Annotated in this window: 25 protein-coding genes; 7 read left to right on the top strand and 18 right to left on the bottom strand. The window is 45.9% G+C overall.

The window, feature by feature from the left end; all coding sequences use genetic code 11:
• Window positions 1–4 precede the first annotated feature (4 nt).
• The 4 genes from pstA (at window position 5) to D104_RS29470 (ending at window position 3,997) form a co-directional block, all read left to right on the top strand.
• Window positions 5–1,705: a phosphate ABC transporter permease PstA gene (pstA, locus tag D104_RS29485; RefSeq protein ID WP_031214943.1), complete on the top strand. Its 1,701-nt coding sequence runs from the start codon at window positions 5–7 to the stop codon at window positions 1,703–1,705.
• A gap of 20 nt (window positions 1,706–1,725) precedes the next feature.
• On the top strand, window positions 1,726–2,556 hold the full coding sequence (gene pstB, locus D104_RS29480; RefSeq protein WP_024024242.1) for a phosphate ABC transporter ATP-binding protein PstB: 831 nt from the start codon (window positions 1,726–1,728) through the stop codon (window positions 2,554–2,556).
• A gap of 14 nt (window positions 2,557–2,570) precedes the next feature.
• Complete coding sequence (gene phoU, locus D104_RS29475) at window positions 2,571–3,284, top strand: phosphate signaling complex protein PhoU (RefSeq protein WP_024024241.1); 714 nt, start codon at window positions 2,571–2,573, stop codon at window positions 3,282–3,284.
• A gap of 212 nt (window positions 3,285–3,496) precedes the next feature.
• Window positions 3,497–3,997, top strand: a complete 501-nt coding sequence (locus tag D104_RS29470) for a GAF domain-containing protein (RefSeq protein ID WP_024024240.1) — start codon at window positions 3,497–3,499, stop codon at window positions 3,995–3,997.
• Here D104_RS29470 and D104_RS29465 read toward each other — a convergent pair.
• The 8 genes from D104_RS29465 to D104_RS29430 all read right to left on the bottom strand — a co-directional run bounded on the left by D104_RS29465 (window position 3,994) and on the right by D104_RS29430 (window position 12,440).
• On the bottom strand, window positions 3,994–4,335 hold the full coding sequence (locus D104_RS29465) for an Hpt domain-containing protein (RefSeq protein ID WP_024024239.1): 342 nt from the start codon (window positions 4,333–4,335) through the stop codon (window positions 3,994–3,996). The genes D104_RS29470 and D104_RS29465 overlap by 4 nt on opposite strands.
• Window positions 4,332–6,152 carry a sensor histidine kinase gene (locus D104_RS29460; protein WP_024024238.1) on the bottom strand — a complete coding sequence of 607 codons (1,821 nt, stop codon included), beginning with the start codon at window positions 6,150–6,152 and terminating at the stop codon, window positions 4,332–4,334. Before D104_RS29460 ends, D104_RS29465 begins: the two co-directional genes overlap by 4 nt.
• 4 nt (window positions 6,153–6,156) lie before the next feature.
• The gene (locus D104_RS29455; RefSeq protein WP_024024237.1) at window positions 6,157–6,666 is read right to left on the bottom strand and encodes a hypothetical protein; all 510 of its coding nucleotides are present in this window, start codon (window positions 6,664–6,666) and stop codon (window positions 6,157–6,159) included.
• Between the two features lie 174 nt (window positions 6,667–6,840).
• Window positions 6,841–7,842 (bottom strand): murein tripeptide/oligopeptide ABC transporter ATP binding protein OppF, encoded by a 1,002-nt coding sequence (gene oppF / locus D104_RS29450; protein ID WP_024024236.1) that lies wholly within the window; start codon window positions 7,840–7,842, stop codon window positions 6,841–6,843.
• Window positions 7,842–8,831 carry an oligopeptide ABC transporter ATP-binding protein OppD gene (gene oppD / locus D104_RS29445; RefSeq protein ID WP_024024235.1) on the bottom strand — a complete coding sequence of 330 codons (990 nt, stop codon included), beginning with the start codon at window positions 8,829–8,831 and terminating at the stop codon, window positions 7,842–7,844. The genes oppF and oppD overlap by 1 nt, the downstream gene beginning before the upstream one ends.
• A gap of 9 nt (window positions 8,832–8,840) precedes the next feature.
• On the bottom strand, window positions 8,841–9,767 hold the full coding sequence (gene oppC / locus D104_RS29440) for an oligopeptide ABC transporter permease OppC (RefSeq protein WP_024024234.1): 927 nt from the start codon (window positions 9,765–9,767) through the stop codon (window positions 8,841–8,843).
• 12 nt (window positions 9,768–9,779) lie between these two features.
• Complete coding sequence (gene oppB / locus D104_RS29435; protein ID WP_024024233.1) at window positions 9,780–10,700, bottom strand: oligopeptide ABC transporter permease OppB; 921 nt, start codon at window positions 10,698–10,700, stop codon at window positions 9,780–9,782.
• A 129-nt stretch (window positions 10,701–10,829) separates the two neighbouring features.
• Window positions 10,830–12,440 (bottom strand): ABC transporter substrate-binding protein, encoded by a 1,611-nt coding sequence (locus D104_RS29430; protein WP_024024232.1) that lies wholly within the window; start codon window positions 12,438–12,440, stop codon window positions 10,830–10,832.
• A 331-nt stretch (window positions 12,441–12,771) separates the two neighbouring features.
• Between D104_RS29430 and cysZ the strand changes: the two genes are divergently transcribed.
• Both cysZ and D104_RS29420 read left to right on the top strand, forming a co-directional pair.
• On the top strand, window positions 12,772–13,551 hold the full coding sequence (cysZ, locus tag D104_RS29425; RefSeq protein WP_024024231.1) for a sulfate transporter CysZ: 780 nt from the start codon (window positions 12,772–12,774) through the stop codon (window positions 13,549–13,551).
• Window positions 13,551–14,408: a response regulator gene (locus D104_RS29420; RefSeq protein ID WP_024024230.1), complete on the top strand. Its 858-nt coding sequence runs from the start codon at window positions 13,551–13,553 to the stop codon at window positions 14,406–14,408. Before cysZ ends, D104_RS29420 begins: the two co-directional genes overlap by 1 nt.
• A gap of 51 nt (window positions 14,409–14,459) precedes the next feature.
• On the opposite strand, the gene phoR is transcribed toward D104_RS29420, so the two are convergent.
• The 9 genes from phoR to D104_RS29375 form a co-directional block, all read right to left on the bottom strand.
• Window positions 14,460–15,794: a phosphate regulon sensor histidine kinase PhoR gene (gene phoR / locus D104_RS29415; RefSeq protein WP_024024229.1), complete on the bottom strand. Its 1,335-nt coding sequence runs from the start codon at window positions 15,792–15,794 to the stop codon at window positions 14,460–14,462.
• Window positions 15,791–16,486 (bottom strand): phosphate regulon transcriptional regulator PhoB, encoded by a 696-nt coding sequence (gene phoB, locus D104_RS29410; RefSeq protein ID WP_031214941.1) that lies wholly within the window; start codon window positions 16,484–16,486, stop codon window positions 15,791–15,793. Before phoB ends, phoR begins: the two co-directional genes overlap by 4 nt.
• Before the next feature lie 84 nt (window positions 16,487–16,570).
• Window positions 16,571–17,425, bottom strand: coding sequence for a 4-hydroxybenzoate octaprenyltransferase (gene ubiA / locus D104_RS29405; RefSeq protein WP_024024227.1), 855 nt, complete (start codon window positions 17,423–17,425; stop codon window positions 16,571–16,573).
• Window positions 17,422–17,982: a chorismate--pyruvate lyase family protein gene (locus tag D104_RS29400; protein ID WP_024024226.1), complete on the bottom strand. Its 561-nt coding sequence runs from the start codon at window positions 17,980–17,982 to the stop codon at window positions 17,422–17,424. The genes ubiA and D104_RS29400 overlap by 4 nt, the downstream gene beginning before the upstream one ends.
• A 30-nt stretch (window positions 17,983–18,012) precedes the next feature.
• Entirely contained in the window at window positions 18,013–19,281 is a 1,269-nt protein-coding gene (locus D104_RS29395) for an HDOD domain-containing protein (RefSeq protein WP_024024225.1), read from the bottom strand.
• Between the two features lie 96 nt (window positions 19,282–19,377).
• A complete protein-coding gene (locus D104_RS29390) occupies window positions 19,378–20,157 on the bottom strand; it encodes an amino acid ABC transporter ATP-binding protein (protein WP_024024224.1) in 780 nt (259 codons plus the stop codon).
• A 22-nt stretch (window positions 20,158–20,179) separates the two neighbouring features.
• Window positions 20,180–21,280: an amino acid ABC transporter permease gene (locus tag D104_RS29385; protein WP_024024223.1), complete on the bottom strand. Its 1,101-nt coding sequence runs from the start codon at window positions 21,278–21,280 to the stop codon at window positions 20,180–20,182.
• A 10-nt stretch (window positions 21,281–21,290) separates the two neighbouring features.
• On the bottom strand, window positions 21,291–22,466 hold the full coding sequence (locus D104_RS29380) for an amino acid ABC transporter permease (RefSeq protein WP_024024222.1): 1,176 nt from the start codon (window positions 22,464–22,466) through the stop codon (window positions 21,291–21,293).
• A gap of 112 nt (window positions 22,467–22,578) precedes the next feature.
• Window positions 22,579–23,601, bottom strand: a complete 1,023-nt coding sequence (locus D104_RS29375) for an amino acid ABC transporter substrate-binding protein (protein WP_024024221.1) — start codon at window positions 23,599–23,601, stop codon at window positions 22,579–22,581.
• A 543-nt stretch (window positions 23,602–24,144) separates the two neighbouring features.
• Here D104_RS29375 and lrp point away from each other — a divergent pair.
• Window positions 24,145–24,621: a leucine-responsive transcriptional regulator Lrp gene (gene lrp, locus D104_RS29370; RefSeq protein ID WP_024024220.1), complete on the top strand. Its 477-nt coding sequence runs from the start codon at window positions 24,145–24,147 to the stop codon at window positions 24,619–24,621.
• A gap of 45 nt (window positions 24,622–24,666) precedes the next feature.
• On the opposite strand, the gene D104_RS29365 is transcribed toward lrp, so the two are convergent.
• Window positions 24,667–25,344 (bottom strand): hypothetical protein, encoded by a 678-nt coding sequence (locus D104_RS29365; protein WP_024024219.1) that lies wholly within the window; start codon window positions 25,342–25,344, stop codon window positions 24,667–24,669.
• Window positions 25,345–25,469: the final 125 nt, after the last annotated feature.

Here is a 25,469-nt window from a genome sequence, read left to right as displayed (position 1 = left end):
TCCAATGAAAATGAAGAAAAAGTCCGTATCCGAGTGGGTCAAATCAGGTGATCCATGGGTGTGGCTTAACGCCGGCGCGGTGGCGATTTCCGTCATCATGGTGCTGGGTTTGTTATTGCTGATTGCCGTACGTGGTTTAGGTCATTTCTGGCCTGCAGACGTGGTGGAGTCACATTACGCTTTGCCGGGTGAGTCGGAATACAACATCGTCGCCGAGCGCGTAGAAAGTTTGGAAGTGCCAGCAGCGCAGTTGCGCGAAGCGGGCATCGACATTCCAGACAATCATCAGCTGATGCAACGTACCTTAATGAAAACCGGTAACCGTGATGTGTACGGTTCCGATTTCCGTTGGGTGATCGACGAATACATCACGAACACTCAGCGTCCGGACATGCTGTTCACGGCGGAACGTCGTGAGTGGGGTAATTTATACGGTTACCTCAAAGCAGTGAAAGAAGATGGTCAGATCACGTCTCAAACGACGGATCTTACGCCAACAGATTCTGCGTTGGCGACATGGGCGGTTTTTGAAGCAAGCATTGAGCGTGCGGCAGGGATTTACGACCAAATCCATGACATTGAGAAAGGCGACATTGGCAAGATCAACTACGCCCTTGAGCGCATTCGTCTTAAGCAACGTCGTCTTGAGCTAGAAGACAAGTTAACGCCAGCAGCAGAAGCCGATCTTGCTGTAGAGCGTAGTCAATACGATGAAGAATACAAAGGTCTTCAGCAAAGCTTGATTGATCTTTATCAGGCGTTTAATCGTGATACGTTTGTTGTGCAAGTGATGGACGGCTCTGAACACGAAATGCCAGTGGCGAAAATTGTTCATGCTTACCGCGCTAATGCGATGAACGTTGGCCAAAAAATGAGTTTTTACTTCACCAAGTTGTGGGAATTCTTGTCAGACGAGCCGCGTGAAGCCAATACAGAAGGTGGCGTGTTTCCGGCTATTTTCGGTACGGTGATGATGGTATTGCTGATGACGGTTTTGGTTACCCCATTTGGTGTGGTAGCGGCGGTTTACTTACGTGAATACGCGTCACAAGGTTGGGTGACTCGTATTATTCGTATTGCCGTCAATAACTTAGCGGGTGTTCCTTCTATCGTTTACGGTGTGTTTGGCTTAGGGTTCTTTATTTACTTCCTAGGGTCTGGCATTGACCAAGCGTTCTTCCCGGAAGCCTTACCATCGCCGACATTCGGTACGGGTGGTTTGATGTGGGCGTCTATCACATTGGCGCTATTAACGGTGCCTGTGGTAATTGTGGCGACGGAAGAGGGCTTGTCTCGTATTCCTCGCAATGTGCGAGAAGGCAGCTTGGCGTTGGGTGCAACGAAAGCCGAAACCTTATGGCGTGTGGTCTTGCCGATGGCGAGCCCTGCGATCATGACGGGGGTGATTCTTGCTGTCGCTCGTGCGGCCGGTGAAGTGGCGCCATTGATGTTGGTTGGTGTAGTGAAACTTGCGCCATCCTTGCCGTTGGATGGGAATTACCCGTTCATCCATTTGGATCAGAAGTTCATGCACTTAGGTTTCCATATTTATGATGTGGGCTTCCAAAGTCCAAATGTAGAAGCCGCAAGACCATTGGTCTATGCAACAGCCTTTTTACTTGTGTTGGTTATTGCTTTGTTAAACTTATCAGCAGTAACGATCCGAAACCACCTACGTGAAAAATACAAATCGCTGGAAATGTAAGCGGCTAAGAAGAGATTATTATGAGCGACGCAAAAACACACTCTATTGATATTTCAGCAATGCAGCGCAGCCAACAGGCTTTGCGCATTGAAGACGAAAAAGTTTGCCTTTCTGTCAACGACTTGCACCTTTATTACGGTGACAAAGAAGCGCTGAAAGGCGTTAACATGGTCATTCCAGAGAAAAAGGTGACGGCGTTTATCGGGCCTTCTGGTTGTGGTAAATCGACGCTATTACGTTGTTTTAACCGCATGAACGATTTGGTGGATGGCTGTCGTATTACGGGGGAAATAAACCTACGTGATGAAAATATCTACGCCAAAGGCACCGACGTCGCCGAGTTGCGTCGTCGTGTTGGTATGGTATTCCAGAAGCCAAACCCATTCCCTAAAAGTATTTATGAAAACGTCGCGTACGGTTTGCGTATTCAAGGCATTAATAAAAAGCGCCTTTTAGACGAAACCGTTGAGTGGGCGCTGCGTTCTGCTGCGCTATGGGACGAAGTAAAAGACCGTCTGCACGAAAGTGCGCTTGGCATGTCTGGCGGTCAGCAGCAGCGTTTGGTGATTGCGCGTACCGTCGCGGTAAAACCCGAAGTGCTTTTGTTGGATGAGCCTGCGTCGGCCTTGGATCCTATTTCAACGTTGAAGATTGAAGAGCTGATCCATGAGCTAAAGAATGAGTTCACCATCGCCATTGTGACGCACAATATGCAGCAAGCGGCGCGTGTTTCTGATTACACCGCGTTTATGTACATGGGGGATTTGGTCGAGTTTGGTGATACCAACTCGTTGTTCACGAATCCAAGCAAGCAACAAACAGAAGACTACATCACGGGCCGCTACGGCTAGGCGGAGGACGCATTATGAAAGAGTTAACAACGGATCATATTTCTCAGCAGTTTAATAACGAGCTAGAAAGACTACGTCAGCACTTTTTAACCATGGGTGGTGTTGTTGAAACTCAGGTACAGGACGCGGTTCAATCGTTACTGGACAGCAACGGTTCTCTGGCAGAAGACGTGAAAGACAAAGAAGCGACGGTCAACCAACTAGATGGTTTGATTGACGAAGAATGCACGCGTATTTTGGCTAAGCGTCAGCCAGCTGCCACGGATTTACGCATGATCTTGTCCATCAGTAAAGCGGTGGGTGAGCTAGAACGTATCGGTGATGAAGCGAAGAAAATCGCCAATCTTACCCTAAACTTGATCGACGAAGGCGAGTCGCCACGCGGCTATGTTGAGATCAACCGCATTGGCCAAATGGTGTCACGCATGATTCATGACACACTAGACGCATACGCGCGTTTGGATATTGCTGCCGCCGTTAAAGTGGCTAAGCAAGATCGTGCAATTGCTCAAGAATACAACACAGCGATGCGTTCTTTGGTGACCTACATGATGGAAGATCCACGCAGTATTTCGCGTGTAATCAATGTGATTTGGGTGCTTCGCGCGCTAGAACGCATTGGGGATCACTCGCGTTATATTTGTCAGCATTTGATCTTCATGGTCAAAGGCGTCGATGTTCGTCATATGCACATCAACGACCTTGCGAATGAACTAGGCGAAAAATAGTTCCTTCACGAGCGGAATGATGCGCTTAACGACGGATCTATCTGCCATCGATTTTTTGTCACACGTTAGTCGTGAGTCAAAAGGTCGGTGGCTTTTTTGTGCCAGTAATATTTGTTTTCAGGTGAATTTTTCATAGTAGAAAGCGTTTTTGGGTTGGCTCTGATACAGACTTTGTTATCATCGTTTTTTTGTTTTATCTGGTGCAAAACACGATGTTTACGATAGACGTTGGTTCACATGCTTCCCTTGAAAGCACGTATCAAGATCTTAATACTCAGCTGGCGGCGTTATTAAGCGGAGAGCGAGATTTTATCTGCAACGCGGCTCAGTTCTCGGCGTTTGTCATGCAAACGGTGGGCGAGCTGAATTGGTCTGGTTTCTACTTTGCGCGGGGCGAAGAATTGGTGCTCGGACCGTATGTCGGCAAAGTAGCGTGTACGCGGATCCCGTTCGGTCGTGGTGTGTGCGGCAAGGCCGCTCAGACGCGACAGGTTCAACGTATCGATGACGTTCATGCCTTTGACGGTCACATTGCGTGCGATGCCGCATCGGCCGCTGAGTTGGTTCTTCCGGTTGTTGTCGACGGCAAGCTGGTGGCGGTGTTCGATATGGACAGTCCCAAAACGGGTCGTTTTTCTGACGTTGACCAAGCAGGTATTTCGGCATTCGTGGCGACGTTTATTGACGCCACTGACATGACTTGGTCGATCTAATCTGACGATGCAAAATACGCCGCCAGCTCTTTCAGTGATACTTGGTGAAGGGCTGGCAGTGTGTCTATGATGGCTTGAAGCCCTTGATCATCATGCAGAGGCGCGAGTTTTTCGATCTGCTGACATTGTTTCGCAAACATCTGCATTGCCATATTCAAACTGGACGACTTGAGCGAGTGACTTAAGCGTTGCAGTTCTTGATAGTCCCTTTCCCGCCACGCGCTCAACAGCAACGATACTTTTAGGCAGCTGTCTTGCGTGTATTGCAAACGTATTTGATTAATGTCGTCTTTCCCAAGGAATTGGGTGAGGCTGTCGAGTTGTGCGCGATTAATCATGACAGAGTCTCCTCTGTCGACGTCGCTGACTGAGGAAATAAAGGCGCAATCAATGACTCTAGTTGATTCTGCGTCAACGGAAAGTGCAGTGCAGTAATGGCATAGTCTGGGTAGTTTATGGCGTCCGGAAGGTAGCTGAATATCGGACAAGCCTTGGCTTTTCGTTGCTGAATAGCGTCGTGAGATTCGCGCTCATATTTTGGCGTATTACCAATGATAACGAGGTTGAATTCTTTGTGCTCTTGGAAACTACCATCTTTTGAAACAGTGACCTCGATATTAAAGGTCGCCAATTGCAACGTGATGATCTTCGCGAGATGAGCGTCCGTTTCTATCAACAGCGCTACGGTTTTGTCCGGACAACGAAAGGCGGTGTGTTGAGGTATGGGACTCGTATTTTCGATATAAAATGGAATATCAATCCAGAATTCACAGCCTTTCTGCGGCGCGCTGGAAAAATGCATTTCTCCCTTCATCAGATACACCAATTTATGGCAGAGCGCCAAACTTAAGCCAACTTTGCTCGGCAGCGGACCTTCTTGTTGCATGGGCAACGCAGGGTTGATTCTGAGGTTTTGTTGTAACTCGCTTGGCATACCAAGGCCAGTATCACGAAGGGCAATTTGCAATACGCTGGCTTCTTTTACTCCGGCTGGTAGCGCGGTTTGAGAGGCGCTTAATGCCGAGTGACGGATCTGTAAGCTGATGCTGCCAGAAGGGGTGTGGGAAATGGCATTTTGCAGTAAGGCAGAAATGATTTCTTTGGTACGGGAAAAATCCAAACACACAAATTCTGGCAAGTTTGGGTCTATGTAGACCACACTTTGTAAGCCTTTTCGCGTCATTTGTGGTTCAAATAGAGCAAGGCAGGCTTCTATGTGGCTGGGCAAATGTTCGGTGGTGGGCGTCAGCGTGAGTTGTTTTGCGTCAATGAGCGCAAGATCAGACAGCATTTCGATGGTTTGAAGCAACTGCAGCCCTGATTCTTCAATGTGTTTCGCGGACGCTTCGGTGAAGTTTTTGGATGTGGAGCGGTTGAGCGTTTTCGCCACGCCGAGAATCGCATTCACTGGAAAGCGTATTTCTTGGTTGATGAACGCCAGCATATTGGCCTTGTCTTCATGGACGGTTTGTATGCCGAGTGTGAGTTTTTTGTTGTGCTTAAAGGCGCGCCTTAGTTCAGACAAACCTCGGATGGAAAAAAAGCCAAACAGCAGCAAACATACGAGCAATGCCATGGATAAAAGCTGAATGTAATTTAAATTCTTTTGAAGTACGTGGTGTTCGCTGGTGATGTATTGATTGCTGCCGGTGTTGACGAGCGTGACAAATTCGTTGATTTGGCCTTCGATGCGTCGAATGCGTTCAATCAAGTTGGATTGATAAGAGGCGTCGCCGCTTTCCATTTTCGATAAATTGAAGCTCAGTAACTCCAGTTCGCCATTAATTATGTTGAGCAGCCTGGTTGAGCGGCCATTTTCAAAGGTGCGGATGAGCGTTCCGACTTGGCCTTCTCTGAGTAAATCCACCCGACTCATGAGTAAGTCATACTCAAAGAACGCATGGCCATTCAGTGGGTAGTCTGCCTCATCCAGTTCAATCAGATAATTGAGAAAACGATAAGATTGGACTTGCAGCTGTAGCGCATTCCACAGAGAGCTTTCAAATATACGTCGGCTGTTGTTTTGTGAGCTGTCACTGGTGTAGGTAATGATACCAAATACGGCAATTGCAATGGCGATCATAAAGCCAATAAAGCTGTACCAAACAGATTGTCTAAAAGTAGATTGCCAGTCGCTTTCCTTAAAAAAACGCATTGTTTTACTCCGTTAAAACAATTGATTCAATGCGGTCAACCTGCCAGATTGAGCGCCCATAAAAGACTTCAGATTTGAGATCGTCCCGCTGGTCGAACGGGTAAATCACCATAATAGGACCAAGCTTCCTAACACTCATAGGCTTTCCGTCTTGATGTGTGGCAAAAATGGCACCATTGACAACAAAGTCACTCAGCGGAATTTCCGTCATGTATTGATTCAGCGCTGTGACTTTCAACAATGTGCCTTTATTGCCCAATTTGGTCAGCAAATCCACCGCGGAAAAGCCTTGATACATATGCAGACCTTTTGTCCATGGGTTGCGTGTCGTAATTGAATGCGTTGGTAACACTTGCAACATGGCCTGGTCAAACACGGCGCTTTGTTCCAAGTTTGTCGCATTGATCGCTCCTGTCACGGTTAATATGACTCGGCCTTTGGGTTGCTCTAAGGCAAAAGACGCACTGGAAATAAGGCTAGCAACAACGACAATGAAAGGAACGAATAAACGCATAGTGAGCAGCCTTAACACAATTAGATGAAAGAACATTTCCTATGATAGACAAAAATCGCGGGTATTTGTCGTTAATCTGAAAGGGATAGAAATATACGCCTGTTCAACCGATGAAAAAGCCGCTTTGAGTGTTGTCAAAACGGCTTTTGTTACAAACATTACATGAATGAATGGTTAAGCGATTTCAGCCAGACGAGAGCAGGCCGCTTGATGCTCGTTAGACAAAGCTTGTAAGGCCGGTTTTTTCTGTGCACAGCTTTCATTTGCATGAGGGCAGCGGGTTCGAAAAACACAGCCAGAAGGCGGATTAATCGGAGAAGGAAGGTCGCCCAACAACAGCTGGATTTTCTTGCCTCGTTCAACCCTCGGATCGGGCACAGGCACCGCTGACAATAACGCCTTGGTATAAGGGTGCTGAGGGTTATCGTATAACGATTTTTTACTCGCCAATTCGACCGCATTGCCTAAATACATTACCAATACACGATCGGAAATGTGTTTTACCACGCTTAAATCGTGTGCAATGAACACCAACGACAAGCCCATTTCTGCCTGCAATTCTTTCAGCAAATTGACCACTTGTGCTTGGATAGACACATCCAACGCAGAAACCGGTTCGTCACACACGACCAATTTGGGTTTTAGAATCAAGGCACGCGCGATGCCGATACGCTGACATTGGCCGCCGGAAAATTCATGGGGGTAACGGTTAATCACGTTAGGCAGCAAGCCCACGCGATCCATGATGCTGCGTACTTCGGCTTTCACGTCTTCTTTCAAAAGCTCAGGACGGAAGGTTTTGAGCGGTTCCGCGATAATATCGCCCACGGTCATCCGAGGGTCCAACGACGCCAACGGGTCTTGGAAAATCATTTGCAGCTCTTGGCGTTTGCTGCGCATTTGTTTTTTATCAAGATCCCTTAAATCTTGTCCGAGCCACACCACGCTGCCGTCGGTAATCGGCACAAGGCGCAACAAAGCACGCGCCAAGGTGGATTTGCCGCAGCCAGATTCGCCCACTACACCCAGCGTTTCGCCTTCATAAATGGTGAGGTCAACGCCGTCGACGGCTTTGAGCGCATGGCCTTTTTCCCAAGGCCACGCGTTATCGGATTTGATATTGAAGTGCACTTTTAAGTTATTCACTTCCATTAATACATTATTTGAGGTGTTCATTAGGCAACGCTCCCATCAAGGGATTTATGACAAGCACGAAGCTGACCCGGTGCAAACTCTTGCAATGCTGGCATACTTTCTAAACAGCGATCGCTCGCACAATCACAACGCGCTTGGAATGGACAACCCGCTGGCAAATGCAATAAGTTGGGTGGATTTCCCGCAATGGTCGATAATTTTTCGTCATTGGCATCCAGACGTGGAATGGCCTTTAGCAAACCTTGTGTATAAGGGTGCGTCGGGCGATAAAACACGTCTTCTGCTGTGCCGTATTCCATGGTTTGACCCGCGTACATCACCAAGACTTTGTCACACAATCCGGCGACCACGCCTAAATCGTGGGTGATCATCACAATGGAAGTATTAAAGTCGTCTTTTAACTCATTTAGTAAGGTGAGGATTTGCGCTTGCACGGTCACGTCGAGCGCGGTTGTTGGCTCATCGGCGATCAAGAGTTTGGGTTGGCACAACAACGCCATGGCGATCATCACACGCTGTCTCATGCCGCCAGAAAACTCGTGCGGATACATGTTCATGCGTTTGCGTGCTTCTGGCATTTTAACGGCGTCGAGCATTTTTACAGAGGCTTCAAACGCTTCGGCTTTGCTCATGCCTTTGTGCAGCGTTAACACTTCCATCAGCTGTTTGCCGACTTTCATGTAAGGGTTCAGCGAGGTCATTGGGTCTTGGAAAATCATCGCGATTTCTTTGGATCGAATGCGGTTCATTTCACGTTCGTTCAACGCGAGGATGTTTTTTCCTTCAAAGCGCGCTTCCCCTTCGATCACGCCGTTGCCGGCTAATAATCCCATGAGCGCAAACGCGGTTTGGCTTTTGCCGGAACCGGATTCGCCCACAATGCCTAAGGTTTGGCCTTGTTCTAACGTGAAATTCAGATCGTTCACCGCGGTCACAAAACCGTCTGGTGTTTTGAAATTCACACGTAGGTTAGAGACTTCTAACAAATTCTGGGTGGTTGAAATGGTCATAAAATCTCCTTAGCGGTCTTTTGGATCAAGCGCATCGCGTAAGCCATCGCCGAGGAAGTTAAAGCAAAACAGGGTCACGACTAAGAAACCGAGCGGCCAAGCCAATTGCCAGATGGCAATTTCCATGTTCTGAGCGCCTTCAGAAATCAGCGCGCCCCAGCTGGTCATGGGTTCTTGAACGCCCAGCCCTAAGAAACTGATGAAAGATTCCAGCAAGATCATATTGGGTACTAACAAGGTGGCGTAAACCACGACGATACCGAGCACGTTTGGCACAATGTGACGCAAGATGATTTTTGGCGTGGATACGCCGCAAGCGTAGGCGGCTTCGATGTATTCTTTGTTTTTCAAACTCAGCGTCTGACCGCGAACGATCCGCGCCATGTCGAGCCAAGAAATCGCCCCAATGGCGACAAAGATCAAAAAGATATGACGGCCAAATAAGGTCATCAAAATGATCACAAAGAACATGAAAGGAAACGAGTTCAAAATTTCCAAGAAGCGCATCATGACGCTATCAACACGCCCACCAAGGTAACCAGATGTCGCGCCGTAAAGCGTGCCGATGACAATCGCCACGGCACTGCCCATAATGCCAACCAGCAACGAAATTTGTCCGCCTTGCATGGTGCGAACAAAAATGTCGCGGCCTAACGTGTCTGTGCCGAAGTAGTGGCCGTTTTCGATGTTGGGGCGACCCAATACCGAAATATCAGACAGTGCTTCCCAGTCGATGTCTTCGTAATGCCATTGGCTGAATAACGGCGCTAACAACGCAATCGCCGCAATCATCGTAAGTATCACTAAGCTAATAACTGCAGCGTGGTTGGAGAAAAAGCGTCGACGAGCGTCTTGCCATAAACTGCGTCCTTCAATTTCCACCACTTTTTCGGCGAACTGTTCGACGGCCTGAATTTTGTCTTTTGTAGTAATCATAATAAAGAGGCCTTAGTAGCGAATTTTCGGGTCAATAACCGCGTATAAAACATCAACGATGGCGTTGAATAGAATCGTTAATGTACCGACCAAAATGGTGACGCCCATGACCATGGAGTAATCGCGGTTTAATGCGCCATTAATGAAATGCTGGCCAATTCCGCCGGTTCCAAAGTACACATCCACAATCACGGAACCGGTGACAATGCCGACAAACGCTGGTCCAAGATAAGAAATAACCGGCAGCATGGCTGGGCGCAAAGCATGCTGAAAAATAATGCGGTATTTCGGTAAGCCCTTTGCTCGCGCAGTACGGATAAAGTTGGAATGCATGGTTTCAATCATGCTGCCCCGTGTGATACGCGCGATCTGTGCAATGTAGCTGGTGGACATAGCAATGACAGGCATGACTAAGTAAGGCCAAGCGCCGCCGTTCCAGCCACCGGGCGGAAGCCAATGGTTGTAAATAGAGAAAAATAGGATACACAAAGGTGCTAATACAAAATTAGGTAACACAATGCCAAGGTTAGCAAACCCCATGACGCTGTAGTCGACCCATGAATTCTGCCGCAATGCCGCAATAATCCCGCAACCCACACCAAGAATCAGCGCGACGAGAAAAGACCAAATACCGATTTCTGCGGAAACAGGAAAGCTCTGTGCAATGAGTTCGTTGATGGTGAAATCTTTATAACGAAAGGACGGACCTAAATCGCCTTGAATTAAGCCACCAAGGTAATAAAAATATTGGTTAATCACTGGCTCATCTAGGTGGTACTTGGCATTAATGTTAGCCAAGACTTCCGGCGGTAAAGATCGCTCGCTGGAAAACGGGCTGCCGGGCGCAGAATGCATCAAGAAGAAAGACACCGTGATTAAGATTAACAAGGTTGGAATGGCTTCTAAGATGCGTTTTGAAATAAATGTAAACATATATATTACCGTGTTAGACACGCTTATCAGCGGCTAATACTTGGAACCTGTAGGGAATTCAAGAGATGCCCAGCGACGACACGCCGCTGGGCATGGTTTTCAAAAGACAATGCGCTTTAACGCGTTGTCTTAGTGCTTGATGATGTACATATCACGCGCGTAGATGTTGTCTTCTGGGTTTGGTTGGTAACCACCCACGTAAGGTTTCACTAAACGCTTATTGGTGTATTGGTAAATGGGTGCAACGGCCATGTCTTGTTCGATGGCGATCTCTTCGGCTTTGTTGTAGTTCGCCGCAGGATTTTGCATGGTACGAGCATCGTGCAATAGCTTGTCGTATTCTGCGTTGCTGTATTTACCGTCGTTGTTACCATGTGTGGTGGTTAGAAGATCTAACATGGTAGACGCTTCGTTGTAGTCGCCAATCCAACCGGCACGTGCCACATCAAATTGCTGATGTTTTTTCGTTTCTAAGTAGGTTTTCCACTCTTGGTTTTCCAGCATAACGTTTACGCCCAAGGTTTTTTTCCACATAGACGCAATCGCAATGGCGATTTTTTTATGGTTTTCGTTGGTGTTGTAAAGCAAGTTGAAAGACAGTGGGTGGCTCTTATCGAAGCCGGCTTCTTCTAACAAGGCTTTGGCTTTTTCGTTACGTTCTTTTTGTGTCCACGTTGCATAAGTTGGTACGGCTGGATTAAAGCCATTCACCACTTCTGGTGTGAAGGAATACGCAGGGATTTCGCCAACACCTGTCACAAACTTGGTGATCACGTCGCGGTCAATGGCGTAAGACAAGGCTTTACGAACGCGAACGTCATTGTAAGGTGCTTTGGTGATATTGAATTGGTAGTAATAGGTGCCCAAATAAGGCGTTACCACTACTTGTTCTGGAATGTCGCGCATCAGTTGCTTGTAATGGTCGTTTGGTAGCTCGTAGCTCAGGTCCATTTGGCCCGCTTGGAAGCGTTTTAGTTCGGCGTTTGGAGACTCAATTGGCAAATACGTCACTTTGTTGATAACGGTTTTTGCATTGTTCCAGTAGTTTGCATTACGAGAAAATACCATCTTCTCGTTTACTACCCATTCGTCCATTTTGTATGCGCCGTTAGACACCATGTGTTCAGGTTTTGTCCAGTCATCGCCCCATTTTTCAACCACTTTTTTTGGCACTGGGAACATGGTTTGGTGAGACGTCATTTTTACAAAATAAGGAACCGGACGTTCTAGTGTCACTTGGAATGTGTACGCGTCTAAAGCTTTCACGCCAAGAGTTGATGGCTGTGCTTCACCTGCGATGATTTTAGTGGCGTTCACAATGGATGGGATTTCCATGAACCATGCGTAAGGTGACGCTAATTTAGGATCAACCGCACGTGTGAAGGCGTAAACGAAGTCTTCCGCCGTTACTGGGTCGCCGTTAGACCATTTTGCGTTTTTACGAAGATGGAAAGTGTATTGCGTGTTGTCGGCGTTTACGTCGTAGCTTGTTGCCACGCCAGGGATTTGGTTGCCGTCGCCGTCTTGGTTATACAAACCTTCGAATAGGTCACGTGAACGAGCAGAACCTGGTGTGCCTTCGATTTTTTGTGGGTCAAGTGTTGCGGGTTCAGAACCACCACCACGAACGAGTTCTTGTTTCGCGGCCAATTCTACGCCGGCTGGTACGTCGGCGGCTTGGGCTTGCAGAGCAATAAATGAAGTGGCCATGATGGCACTGGCGAGCAATGTTTTTTTCATGTGAATAATGTCCCTTGTTAGTTAGCTTTTGTGTGTGCCCTTTTTATGTTTAGACGTCATACCGGCACTGGTTTGTATTCGTCTTACGTTTTCATAGTTCCCCAATTCCCTAAAGGTCACAATCGAAATTGCGTATCAGGTTATGCGTCTAATAAATGTAAGGATCTTCAAGGGGAACTTTAAAAAATGCGTTTTAAGGTTTATTAGGTTCAAAAAAGGGACACTTCGTATTAATTACGTTGTTGATTGGTAAGGCTGTATGGAGCCATGAAAGGCCTCATGATATTCTTTGCATTACTGGAAAACTTAACCAAAAAGGTAATACGGCATCGTGATCACTCATCCATTTAAAGCCGCAGGGGCTTTTTTAAAAGCATTTCCCTTGGTTCTGTCGAAAGATTTAAGGCTGTTCATCTTGGCGCCTTTGCTGGCGAACTTTGTTTTGGTCGGCTTGTTATACATGGTCGCATTCAGTTATTTCCAAGCGCTAATGGATTCTGCAATGGGGTATTTACCCGACTGGGTCTCTTTTTTGAATTGGCTGTTTTATCTGATATTTGCGGCTATCATTAGTGTGCTTTTGTTCTATAGTTTTTCTGTGGGTGTGAATATTTTGGCCGCGCCATTTATGGCGTTTTTGGCGGAAAAAGTAGAAGAGAAAGAAACGGGAAAAGTGTTCGATGAAAGCCTAAACGCTGGCGTCATCATGGCCATTATTGGTCGTAGTCTGCAAAGAGAGTGCCAGAAAATTTTGTATTTTCTACCGCGTTTTATTTTGCTGCTTTTGTTGTCTTTTATACCGCTGGTGAATGTGATCGCGCCCGTTTTGTTACTGTTGTTTTCGGCGTGGATGTTGTCGCTTCAGTACATGGATTATGCCTTTGATAACAATAAGGTAAAATTCCATGATATGAGAATGGCGCTGCGTTCTAAGCCTTTGTTATGTTGGACATTTGGCGGAATTGTTATGGTAAGTTTGACGATTCCGTTTTTTAATTTATTCGTTATGCCGATTGCGGTTGTGGCGGCCACATTATTGTGGATTTCTGTTTTCCGATCAGAGCATGGTGATTTTTCCGCTTTGTTAGATCGCACTGATGGTACTTTTTAATGTCGTTAAAAATTTTGGTAGTAGATGATGCCTCTTTCACTCGTGATCTGATTCGACGCTCTTTGCGTAAGCAGTTCCCGGCGGTAGAAATCGAAGAAGCCGTAAATGGCCGTAAAGCCCAGCAATTACTCACGAAAACACAGTTCGATATGGTGCTGTGTGACTGGGAAATGCCTGAAATGACCGGTGTGGAATTGCTTAAGTGGTGTCGAGAGCAACCCAAGTATAAAAAAGAGGATGTGCCTTTTGTGATGATTACCAGCCGTGGCGACAAAAGCCATGTGGTGGAAGCGGTTCAGTCTGGTGTGACCGATTATCTTGGTAAGCCTTTCTCGAGCGAACAACTGGCGAACAAGGTCATTTCAGCGGCGAAAAAGCACAACCTTGAAGGCAAACTGTCAGCGCAAAAACCACGTGAATCTATTTCTCCTGGTGGTGTAAGCACGGCTTCTTTGGATGTTTTGATGGGGGCGGGTAAATCAGCGTCTGTGCAAGCGACAAAATTTGCGCCACCGGAAGTGGCGACGACAGTCGCACCGGAAAAAGGTGTGAAGGACGTTAAGGTGCCGACGTTAGTTCGCTTTGAAAGTAAGCAGTTTCGTTGCATGGTGATTCAATTTAGTAAAACCGAAGCCACGATGTTTATTAAAAGTGATGATGTGGTGCCGCAAGTCCTTGGCCAAGCGGTGTTGGATTTGGAGTTTGGCGGCAAGATTAATCGACTGAACTACTACATTCAATCCGTGGCGACGACAGAGAAAAAACACGATTCAACTTTCTTGACCGTGACACTAAGTTTGATCGACCAAGACAGTGAGAAAGAAGCGTTTATTAAGCAGTTGTTCGACAGTTTATAGAACGAGTTTGATGTTTTAAAAAGGGAAGCATGTGATCGTGCTTCCTTTTTTTTATTCTTCAATACTTAACGGCGTGTTGCTTTGAACGGGAATGCTGTCCGTTCGTATTCGATTTCCGGGGAAGTGACAGGAAAAGGTACTGCCTTGGCCTGGTTGGCTGCGTATTTGGAGCTTAGCATCATGATGCAATAAAACGTGTTTCACGATTGCCAACCCCAGTCCTGTGCCGCCGGTTTTTGATCCTCGTCCTTTATCCACTCTGAAAAAACGCTCCGTTAAGCGGGGAATGTATCTTGGGTCTATGCCTAATCCTGTGTCTTTGACAGAAAACACACCGTTGAATTCACTGGATTCCCACTGAATGGTGATCTCGCCGCCATCGGGTGAGTATTTGATGGCATTGACGATAAGGTTGGAAAACGCACTGTAAAGTTCTTTGTATGAGCCGTAGAGACGAGCGTCCTCAGGGATGTTGATAGACAAACTGTGTTTCGTGTCCAATATAGGCGCAGTGGCCTTAGTGACGGCTTGTATTAAGTCTGAGACCTTATGCCACTGGTTCTCTTCCCGTTTGTCATTACTTTCTAAGCGGGACAACAATAAAAGATCTTCAATCAGTTGCTCCATTCGCTCGGATTGCTCTGACATATTGACGATGCCTTTTTGCATGCTCGCGGGCAGGCTGTCTTTGAACATCTCGAGCGTTTCTAAGTAGCCTTTTATGACGGTGAGAGGCGTTTTTAGCTCATGGGAAGCATTGGCCACAAAATCTTTGCGCATTTGTTCGAGTAAGTGTAGACGCGTCACGTCACGGACAAAAATCAGATGGTCGTTTTTATCGTACAACGTGGTTTGGATTTCAAGATAAACACCGTCTTTGGCTGGTGATTTTATTACTAACGGTTCACCAAAGCGTTTTTGGCTGAAATAGCGGAAAAATTCAGGGCTACGGACAATATTGGTAATTACTTGGCCGCGATCGACCGGGCGCATCAAGCCCAGAAAGTGCGCCGCGGAGTTGTTCCACCATTCTAGATTGCCTTGATTGTCGGCCATGATAACGCCTTCTTTCAAGGCGGTAGTGGAGCTTTCAATGCGAGTCAACGCTTGGCGCATACGGCGTTTGGATTTGCGTTGTTTCTTATGCAATCGATACACCGCATCAAAGACTTCGCCCCAAATACCACTGGCTTCAGGCGGTGCCGCGCGACCTGAATGGCGTAACCAATAATGAAATTGATACAACTGGTACAGTTGCCAGTATAAAGACCCTAATGTGTACAGCAGCAAAACACCCAATAATTGCCCAATAATTAGGCCTATTACGATGCAGGCTCCAAGACCCGCCAGCCAAGCAAGAATGGTGTTTCGCCAAATTGTTTTCATACAGACCTTTTTGCTGAAAATCGGTACCCTGTTCCTCGAACGGTTTGTATCAAGGAGTCATGAGAGCTGCCGATGGCTTTACGTAAACGGCGTATGTGGACATCCACAGTACGCTCTTCAACATAGACATTGCCACCCCAAACTTGATCCAACAGCTGAGCTCTTGAATACGCGCGTTCTTGGTGGGTCATGAGAAATTTTAGTAGGCGGTATTCCGTCGGTCCCATGTCTAGTGGGCGAGTGCCAATGGTGACACGTTGGCTGATCGGATCAAGAACCAAGCCGTCGACTTCAATCGGTTCATCGATGCCTTGAGGTGTGGCTCGACGCAATACGGCTTTGAGTCTCGCTACCAACTCACGTGGCGAAAATGGTTTGGTGATGTAATCATCCGCACCGACTTCAAGTCCTTGAATTTTATTGTCTTCTTCGCTTTTTGCCGTCAACATGATAACGGGAATTTCCGCCGTCGTAGTGTCTTTTTTCAAACGACGAGTCAGCTCAATGCCGCTTCCGCCAGGCATCATCCAATCGACAAGAATGAGATCTGGTCGATGGTCGACGATGATTTCATGGGCTTGCTGAATGTTCTCAGCTTCTAAATATTCGTAGCCCGCCATTTCAAGTGCAATCGCGATCATTTCGCGGATTGAAGACTCGTCATCAATTATTAATACTTTTTTACCGGTCACAGGATTTATCCTCATCTCAGGAACGGTTTCATTAAAGCGGCCCAATGTGACAGTTTGGTTAAAATGTCACATCTTTGCCATATATTACATAAAATAGTTTGCAACCAAGCCAATAAAGACACAATAACCTACGCGGTTATTGTCTAAGAAAGAGCGAAAACAAGCGTGTCTATCACGTTCTTTTGCTTGTGTGTATTGCTGGTAAAAAAGCCCGATACAAACGATTAATGACACAAAGTATGGCCAATGTAATTCAGCTAAAACGCCGATCCATGTCAATAATGATAGCGTTAATCCTTGTAGGCACAGAATGACAAAAAAGTCGTATCGGCCAAATAAAATGGCGGTGGATTTCACCCCGATCTTAATGTCATCAGGTCGGTCTGTCATGGCGTAATACGTGTCGTAGGCGATGGTCCAAAAGCAGTTCGCAACAAACAGCATCCAAAGCTCAGGGTTTGTTAAATTGCCACCTTGCGCACTGTACGCCATTGGAATGGCCCAAGAAAAGGCCAAACCGAGAAAAAGCTGAGGCAGATGGGTATATCGCTTCATAAAAGGGTACAGAGCAGCCAGCCCTAAACCGACAAACGACAGTAGAATTGTCTGTAGATCGGTGAAGAGTACCAAGATGAAGCTCAAAACAGAGAGTGCGGCAAAGAGTAAAAGCGCTTCTTTTTCTGATACACGACCGGATGGTAAAGGGCGGTTTTTTGTACGGTCTACGTTACCATCGACGTTTCTATCGGCGTAATCATTAATCACACAACCTGCTGAGCGCATACTAAAAACGCCCAATACAAAAATGATGACCAAATGCCATTCTGGCATGCCATCAGCGGCAAGCCATAGAGCCCATAATGTTGGCCACATTAATAGAAAAGAGCCAATAGGGCGGTTAAATCTTGTTAGTTCTGCGTAATCTTTTAGCTTACTCATAAGAATCCAAACAGCGGTTTCAATTGGTTGATGTCTTCAAAAAACGCTTCATTTACCAATATGCCGGGGCCAAATTGTTGGAACACGGAGCGTCTTGCCCATAAAGCATTTTGTTGATTAGGGAACATGTTTTTGGGCAATTGTGTGATTTCTATGTTACTTCGAGTCAGAGCTCGGTGCTGAAATAAATAACCGCCTAAGGGTTTGTTTTTCAAACGCTTTACTTGACGCCAATGCCCTTTTAGCGATTTAGCGGGAATAATAGAGCGGGCGTAAATCACCGCTTTGCCATCGACTTTGAGTAATACCGTGCGAATTCGTGCGGCTTCTCTGGGTCGTAACTTGAGGCGTTTTCTTTCCCGTGCTGTTGGCGCGCCCCATGTGTCGTCGATGACGTCGACTGTTAATGTGCCAAGATGCTGCAGTTTCGCGGTTAAAGAGTCTTGAGTCACCAACCAGGGCCAAAGCGTATTGGGCACCTTGACTCTGTTTACGCGATGAATAGGCGCCCAGCGGTAATCAAATTGCTGAGCCGCTGTGGGGTTCATTAATATCATAATGCAGTGAGACCTTTGTGCAGCGACCCGTTAGGCATTCATTTTATTGATTAAGACGACCATTTTTTGTAACTCAGCGGACTTTTGATACACGGCGTCACGGCAGGCTTCCGCTTCTTCAAGCGATAAGCCTATTTCCTGTAGAACGGATGGGTCGAGATCTTCGTCATTACGCAGTTGAAATGCGGTATACAGTAGCTTGGCCAACATCGCGTGTTCACCGTAGTAGTGTGGTTTTTTACTGTATCGGATGGCGGTCCAAATGTTGTCTGGCAGGCTCCAATAGCGTAATAACCAAGAGCCTAATTGTTCTTTCGTAAAGTGCAAAATTTGCATCTCTATCAATTCGGAAGACAAGTGAGCGTTGGCTTCTTGGTATCGTGAAAGAATCGAAAAATGTGGCGGCAATATCGTGCTGATGGCGAGGTAACCAAAGTTATGCAGCAGCCCAGCAAGATAGGCGTGTCCCAGCTTTGGTCGTTTTTGCATCGGCATGGCTTTCACCAAAGATTCCATTAAGACGGCATTAGATACTGAATCTAACCAAAAATCTTCGTAGTGACGTGGGCCATCTTCAGGCGCCTGGAAAGCATTTCCCATGGAAAGGCCAAGTGCCAAGTTCATCACCATATCAAAGCCTAAGACTCGAATAATCGCGTCTTCTACCGATTCGATTGAACCAGGAGCGCCATAGTAGGGCGATGACGCCCAGCTAACGACTTGAGCGGCTAAACTGGGATCGAGGGCAATCACATCACACAGGTCATCGGTGCCTGCTGTGGCGTCTGAAGACAGGCGAATGATCCGATGTGACGATGCCGGTAACGGCGGAATTTCCAATGTTTCTTCTAAGCGCTGCTTCAGCCGAATAGATTGAAAACGACCAAGTGCTTGAAGAATTTGTTCTTCATCGTCTTCATGATTGTCGACGGGGCGTTTGATTAATTGTGTATCAATGGATATCGGCTCAAAGCGATTCAAAGGCCCAGAAAACATGTCTTTTAAGGCTTCTGTGGTTGTGTCGTGGTAGTGCCCGTTGACTTTGGTCCGAATTGAAAATGCCATCTCTTTAAGGATGTTGGCTTCCAGTATCGTTGTGACACTGTTGGGCCGGATAAGAGGGTCCCCAGAACTGTGAAAATTGCTCACAGGCTCAAAGCGTCGTTTAGTAATGCGAGATACCGCAGAAATATCAAGCATATTGCTATCAGGAAAAATAACCTGCAAGCGACCGGTATGATCCGCTAAATGCACAACACGTAGCTTTTGGCTTGGTTGAGGGTCTTGAGAAGACTCCATAAAATTCCCTGTAAAACAATGGTTAAACGGCAGAAATAAAAAAGCCCCTTATAGGGGCTTTTGTCAATATAACAGATTTTAAAACCAAGTAACGTATTAGTGATTTAGAATTTGGCTTAAAAACATTTGAGTACGGTCATGTTGTGGATTATCGAAGAATTCGTGAGGCTCATTGGCTTCAACGATTTCCCCAGCGTCCATAAAGACAACACGGTCAGCAACGGTTTTAGCAAAGCCCATTTCGTGCGTTACACACACCATGGTCATGCCTTCTTCCGCTAATTGAACCATAACATCCAATACTTCTTTGATCATTTCTGGATCAAGTGCCGATGTTGGCTCATCAAACAACATGATGCGAGGCTGCATGCAAAGGCCACGAGCAATCGCCACACGTTGTTGTTGACCACCAGAAAGCTGACCTGGGTATTTCAATGCTTGGTTGGCGATTTTTACGCGTTCCAAGTAATGCATCGCCATTTCTTCCGCTTGTTTCTTAGGCATTTTACGTACCCAGATTGGCGCTAACGTCAGGTTTTCTAAAATGGTCAAATGAGGGAATAAGTTGAAGTGCTGGAAAACCATGCCTACATCTTTACGAATTGCTTCGATGTTCTTCAAGTTATCATTCATTTCAACGCCGTCGACTAGGATCGTTCCTTTCTGGTGCTCTTCTAGACGGTTAATACAACGAGTCATCGTTGATTTACCAGAACCAGATGGACCACAGACAACGATACGCTCGCCTTTTTTGATGCTGAAGTTGATGTTCTTTAATACGTGAAAATCACCGTACCATTTATTTACATCGTTAAATTCGATGATTGCTGATTCGCCCTGCTCTAGTTGGGCACGAGCCATATTTGTATCTGTCATTATAAAGACCTCAAATTCTTAACTAATTTCGCTTGTGCCCAGTTTCTAACTTACGCTCGATTCTCATACTGTAGCGTGACATGCCAAAGCAGGCCAACCAATACACAAATCCCGCAAAGGCATAACCTTCAATTGTCGTTCCTAGCCAGCTTGAATCATGCGTAGCGGCTTGGATCCGACCCAGTAAATCGAACATACCCACGATGTAAACAAGGGTAGTGTCTTTAAACAAACCAATGAAGGTGTTTACGATACCTGGAATAACCAATTTCAATGCTTGTGGCAAAATGACCAAGACCATGGATTGCCAGTACGTTAATCCCATTGCATCAGCGGCTTCGTATTGGCCTTTCGGAATGGCTTGTAAACCACCTCGAATAACTTCTGCCATATAAGCAGCTGAGAACAAGGTAATACCGATCAGAACACGTAAAAGCTTGTTGAAGTTCATGCCTTCAGGCAAGAACAACGGAATCATTACTGATGCCATGAACAAGATAGTGATCAAAGGAACCGCACGAATAGTCTCGATGAAAACGATACAAACCGATTTCGCGATAGGCATGCTTGATTGACGACCTAGCGCCAACAAAACACCCAAAGGAAAAGAAGCAACAATACCAACCACACCCAACAGCGTGGTTAAGAACAAGCCACCCCATAGAGATGTTTCAACCACTTCAAGACCGAATACACCACCAGCAAACAGAAAGTAAGCAATGATAGGGTAAACAACCACAATCCCAATGGATAAGTAGAGTTTGTTGACGGTCTTAACCACAAACGTACCCACCAAAACCACCAATAGAATCAAGGCTAAGTTAATACGCCATGTTTCTTCTGAAGGATAAAGGCCGTACATAAACTGTTCAAAGTACACGCCAATGAAAGCCCAGCATGCACCTGCTCCAGTACAATCAGCTTTAGAAGCACCGCTAAAAGTTGCTGTGACAATACCCCATTCGACAACCGGTGGGATAAGCAAAAACAATATATAGAAGCTAAATAGCGTTAAAAAAATGTTAAGTGGGGACGACAATAAATTTTGACGAACCCACGCCACCGCACCAACAGAATTCACTGGTGGTGGAAGGCTTGGTGATGGTTTAAATTCAATAGCCATGTTCTTCCTCCTAGCGCTCTGTTAATGACATTTTTTTGTTGTACCAGTTCATGAATATTGAAATCGTAAGACTCAATGTTCCGTAAACGAGCATACAAAGACCGATATTTTCAATCGCTTGACCAGTTTGGTTAAGCGTCGTGCCCATCACTACGGCAACCAACTCTGGATACGCAATAGCGGCACCAAGAGAGGAGTTTTTCGCTAAGTTTAGGAATTGGCTAGTAAGCGGTGGAATAATAACGCGCAATGCTTGAGGCAACACAATCAGGCGCTGAGTCAAACTGTCTTTTAGACCCAAAGAACGAGCCGCTTCAGTTTGCCCCCAGTTTACCGACATAATACCCGCACGAACGATCTCGGCAATAAAGGCACCGGTATAAGTAGACAGTGCGACAAGTACCGCAACAAACTCTGGAGGAAGAACCATACCGCCAGTGACGTTGAATCGACTTTTCTGTGGAAGATCAAACTCGATAGGAAATCCGGATACCGCCAACGCTAAAAAGCTAATAACGATGATTAATCCTAGAGACGACCAATAAGCAGGAAACCAGAGTCCTGTTCTTGTTTGGCGTTTTTTCGCCCAAACAATCAATGCGATAGACGCAATAATAGACAGGATAAACCCAGCAACGACAATACCAAATCCATCTTGAGTGATTGGATTAGGAGAGTAGATACCGCGTTTATTTAAGAAAAAATCCCCAAATATGATGCTGTTTTTTGGTATCGGTAAGGTTGCAAGTACCGCGAAATACCAGAAAAACATTTGTAGTAACAAGGGTATGTTACGCAACGTTTCAACGTAGACCGTTGCTAAACGCGCAACCAACCAGTTATTAGATAGACGGGCTAAGCCCATTACAACACCAATAATGGTTGCTAAAACGATCCCCATTAAGGAAATCACAACGGTATTAATTAGGGCAACAACAAACGCTCGTCCGTAGGTGTCAGCCTCTGTGTAATCAATTAGGTGGATAAGAACGGGAAATCCAGCTGGTTGGTTTAAAAATGCAAAACCAGTAGAAATACCTTGGTCAGCTAGGTTGGCTTGTAAGTTACTAAATAAGTAATAACCTACGAAAACAACCACTGCTAGAAGCACTACTTGAAAGATCAGGGCGCGAGTGCCGGCGTCATTCAAAATGCTTTTATTACTTGAAGTAGTTTTATCGCTCATCTTGGTTCAGGCAATTGAAATGCTCGTCAGATGTGTAAGGAAGGGGGGAAAAACACAGCGGCTCTATTTTAGAGCCGCTGGGTAAATACCCGAAGCAGGTAGCTTTTAGGTATTAACGTACTGGTGGCGCGTACATTACACCACCGTCAGTCCATAATTTGTTAATACCACGTGGAAGACCTACTGGAGTAGATGGTCCAACGTTACGTTCAAACACTTCGCCGTAGTTACCTACTTCAGCGATGATGCTGTAAGCCCATTCAGCAGGAAGGCCTAGTTGAGCACCCATGTCGCCTTCAGCGCCTAGTAAACGTTTGATACCTGGATCATTTGTTTCGCTTTTGATCTTAGCGACGTTTTTAGAGGAAATGCCCATTTCTTCAGCATTAACCTGTACAAACATTGCCCAAGTCACAATATCTTTCCACTGGTTGTCGCCATGACGCACAACAGGACCTAGAGGTTCTTTAGAGATTGTTTCATCAAGAATGATGTGAGCGCTTGGATCCGCTAGTTTAGAACGGTGAGCTGCTAGACCAGACTTATCTGTTGTGAATACATCACAACGACCAGAAGCGTATGCTGCTAGTGCTTCGTCTGCTTTTTGAACAACAACTGGAACGTAAGACAATTTGTGCTTACGGAAGAAGTCAGCCATGTTCAATTCAGTCGTTGTACCTTGTTCTGTACAAACGGTTGCACCGTCAAGGTCTAGGGCAGAAGTAACACCCAGATCTTTACGAGCCATGAAGCCTTGACCGTCGTAGAAGTTAACGGCAGTGAAGTCTAGACCAAGAGACGTGTCACGAGTGTAAGTCCACGTCGTGTTACGAGAAAGAACGTCGATTTCACCAGACTGTAGCGCTGTGAAACGTTCTTTTGCAGAAAGAGGAGTGAATTTAACTTTCTGAGCATCGCCGAAGATAGCAGCTGCTGTTGCGCGACAAGCGTCAACATCGATACCAGTCCAGTTACCACTTGAATCAGCATTTGAGAAACCAGGTACGCCTTGGCTCACACCACATTGAACAAAACCTTTTGCTTTTACATCTTCAAGAGTAGATGCGGCTGCACCAGCACTGATAGTGGCGGCGATTGCAGCAGTAGACAGTAGTTTACCGACATTCGATTTCATTATATTGAGCCTCCCAGGCGTTTTTATATATGTTGTTATATTGCTGAACTTTAAATAACAGATCCTAAAATCTGATTGATTTATCAAAGCAAAGTTAATGCCAACATTTAATTATTCTTGTTGTTTGGAATATGTAGATGATTCCTCTACAAAGGTCATCACATCCCCCTATAGAATTACTCTTTGAAGGTGGAGTCAAGGAGAAAATGACTGCGTAGCGTTGTTGCGTACTCATTGTTTGCACTTTTAGATTAGTCAAGACGAGCATTTGGTGTTTTTTCTAAAAAGCGTTACTTTTTTCAAAGTCGCTGAGGGTAAGGGTTGTAGCGGGTATCAACCCTCGCTGGCGCACAGGTGTGGTGCGTTTTTTTGCCGAATGCGTCCTATTTTGTGCAGAAATAGTTTTTCGCAACATTTTGGTGCTTTTTTGTAATCCATTCAAATAACCGTATGAAATATATTGAATAAAGCGCTTTCCATAATTTGTAATCTGCATGGTAGACTTAAGCATCAATTGAAGTCATGTAAGGAGATCCACATCAGATGGATAACTCAGCAAAACCGCTTGATCGCCTAGATAAAAAAATTCTACGTGAACTGCAGATAAATGGCCGTTTATCGAATGTTGAATTGGCGAGTCGAGTAGGATTAAGTGCCACTCCTTGTTTAGAACGGGTGCGTCGTTTAGAGCGCAATGGTTACATTACGGGTTATTGTGCTTTGGTAAACCCGAAGAAAGTTGACGCAGGGTTACTTGTTTTTGTCGAAATACGCCTCAAAACAACATCACCAGAAGGTTTTAACGAATTCAAAACCGCAGTGGCGGAAATTCCTGAAATTTTAGAATGTCACCTGATTGCGGGGGATTTTGAATACCTTCTTAAGGCTCGTGTATCGAATATGGACACCTATCGTCTTCTGTTAGGCGAAACGCTATTGACGCTGCCTCACGTACGAGAGTCGCGTACTTATGTGGCCATGGAAGAAGTGAAAAGTACGACAGTGGTTAATATTCCATAGAGTAATACGGACTATGGGCTTGAATTGATGTTGCGTACGGCCTCGTTATTTCGTTAATTCAGCGAGGACTTTACTTAACATTGCTGGCCCCATTCCTTTGACATTGAGAACCGCCTTTTCCGAATGAAAAGGACGCTCGGCAGCCAGTTTCCCCAGTACTTTTTTAGGCACACCCTTCACGTTTAGAAGCTTCTCCACCTTTGACTTATTAATGGCGACATAGCCATTGGAGTAACCAATGGTGTTTTTTTTTACGCCTTTTTTTTCTGTTGGTGCTTTTGGCGAAGGTGTCAGGCTTTGCGTTATTGGGTTGTCAAGCTGGGTTGTGGTTTCTGCTTGTGTGACAGGCACCTGATAAAAAAGGTCGAAATAAACGGTGTCACACAGTGTGTAAGCAACCCCATCCCATTCACAAAGTTGTAGGCTGAATTGCCAGGCCCCTGCCGCTGGCGGTTGGAAAATTAAATCGTAGTCACAACCAACAAGGCAATGCTGGCCTTTTATTTCCCCAATGGTTGTCGACGCCAATATGGCTTCAACTTGACGTTCAGTATATTGCTCGAATGCACATAACTGCAGGCACAAAGTGCCACTGAGGTTTCCACCGTCTCGATCATTGGCTATGCGCTGAATGGATATCGTGACACGATCGTTGTCGATCTTATAACCACAACCTTGCAAAGTTAGGCCTGTATTTTGAATCGCTTGGTTTCCACTGATCATGCCCATTCCTTATTGTGTATCCATTAAAAAGGAGAATCTTAAATTTCAACAATAACCGATACGCTTGATGACTCTGTGAATTCTTGATCAAAAGTTGTTCATGTGCAAGCAAATAAAAAGGCTCC

The sequence above is a fragment of the Marinomonas profundimaris genome (assembly GCF_000508165.1).
Classification (GTDB): Bacteria; Pseudomonadota; Gammaproteobacteria; order Pseudomonadales; family Marinomonadaceae; genus Marinomonas; species Marinomonas profundimaris.
The sequence above is the reverse complement of the archived record's forward strand: the minus strand, read 5'-3'. Positions and strand labels throughout refer to the sequence as shown.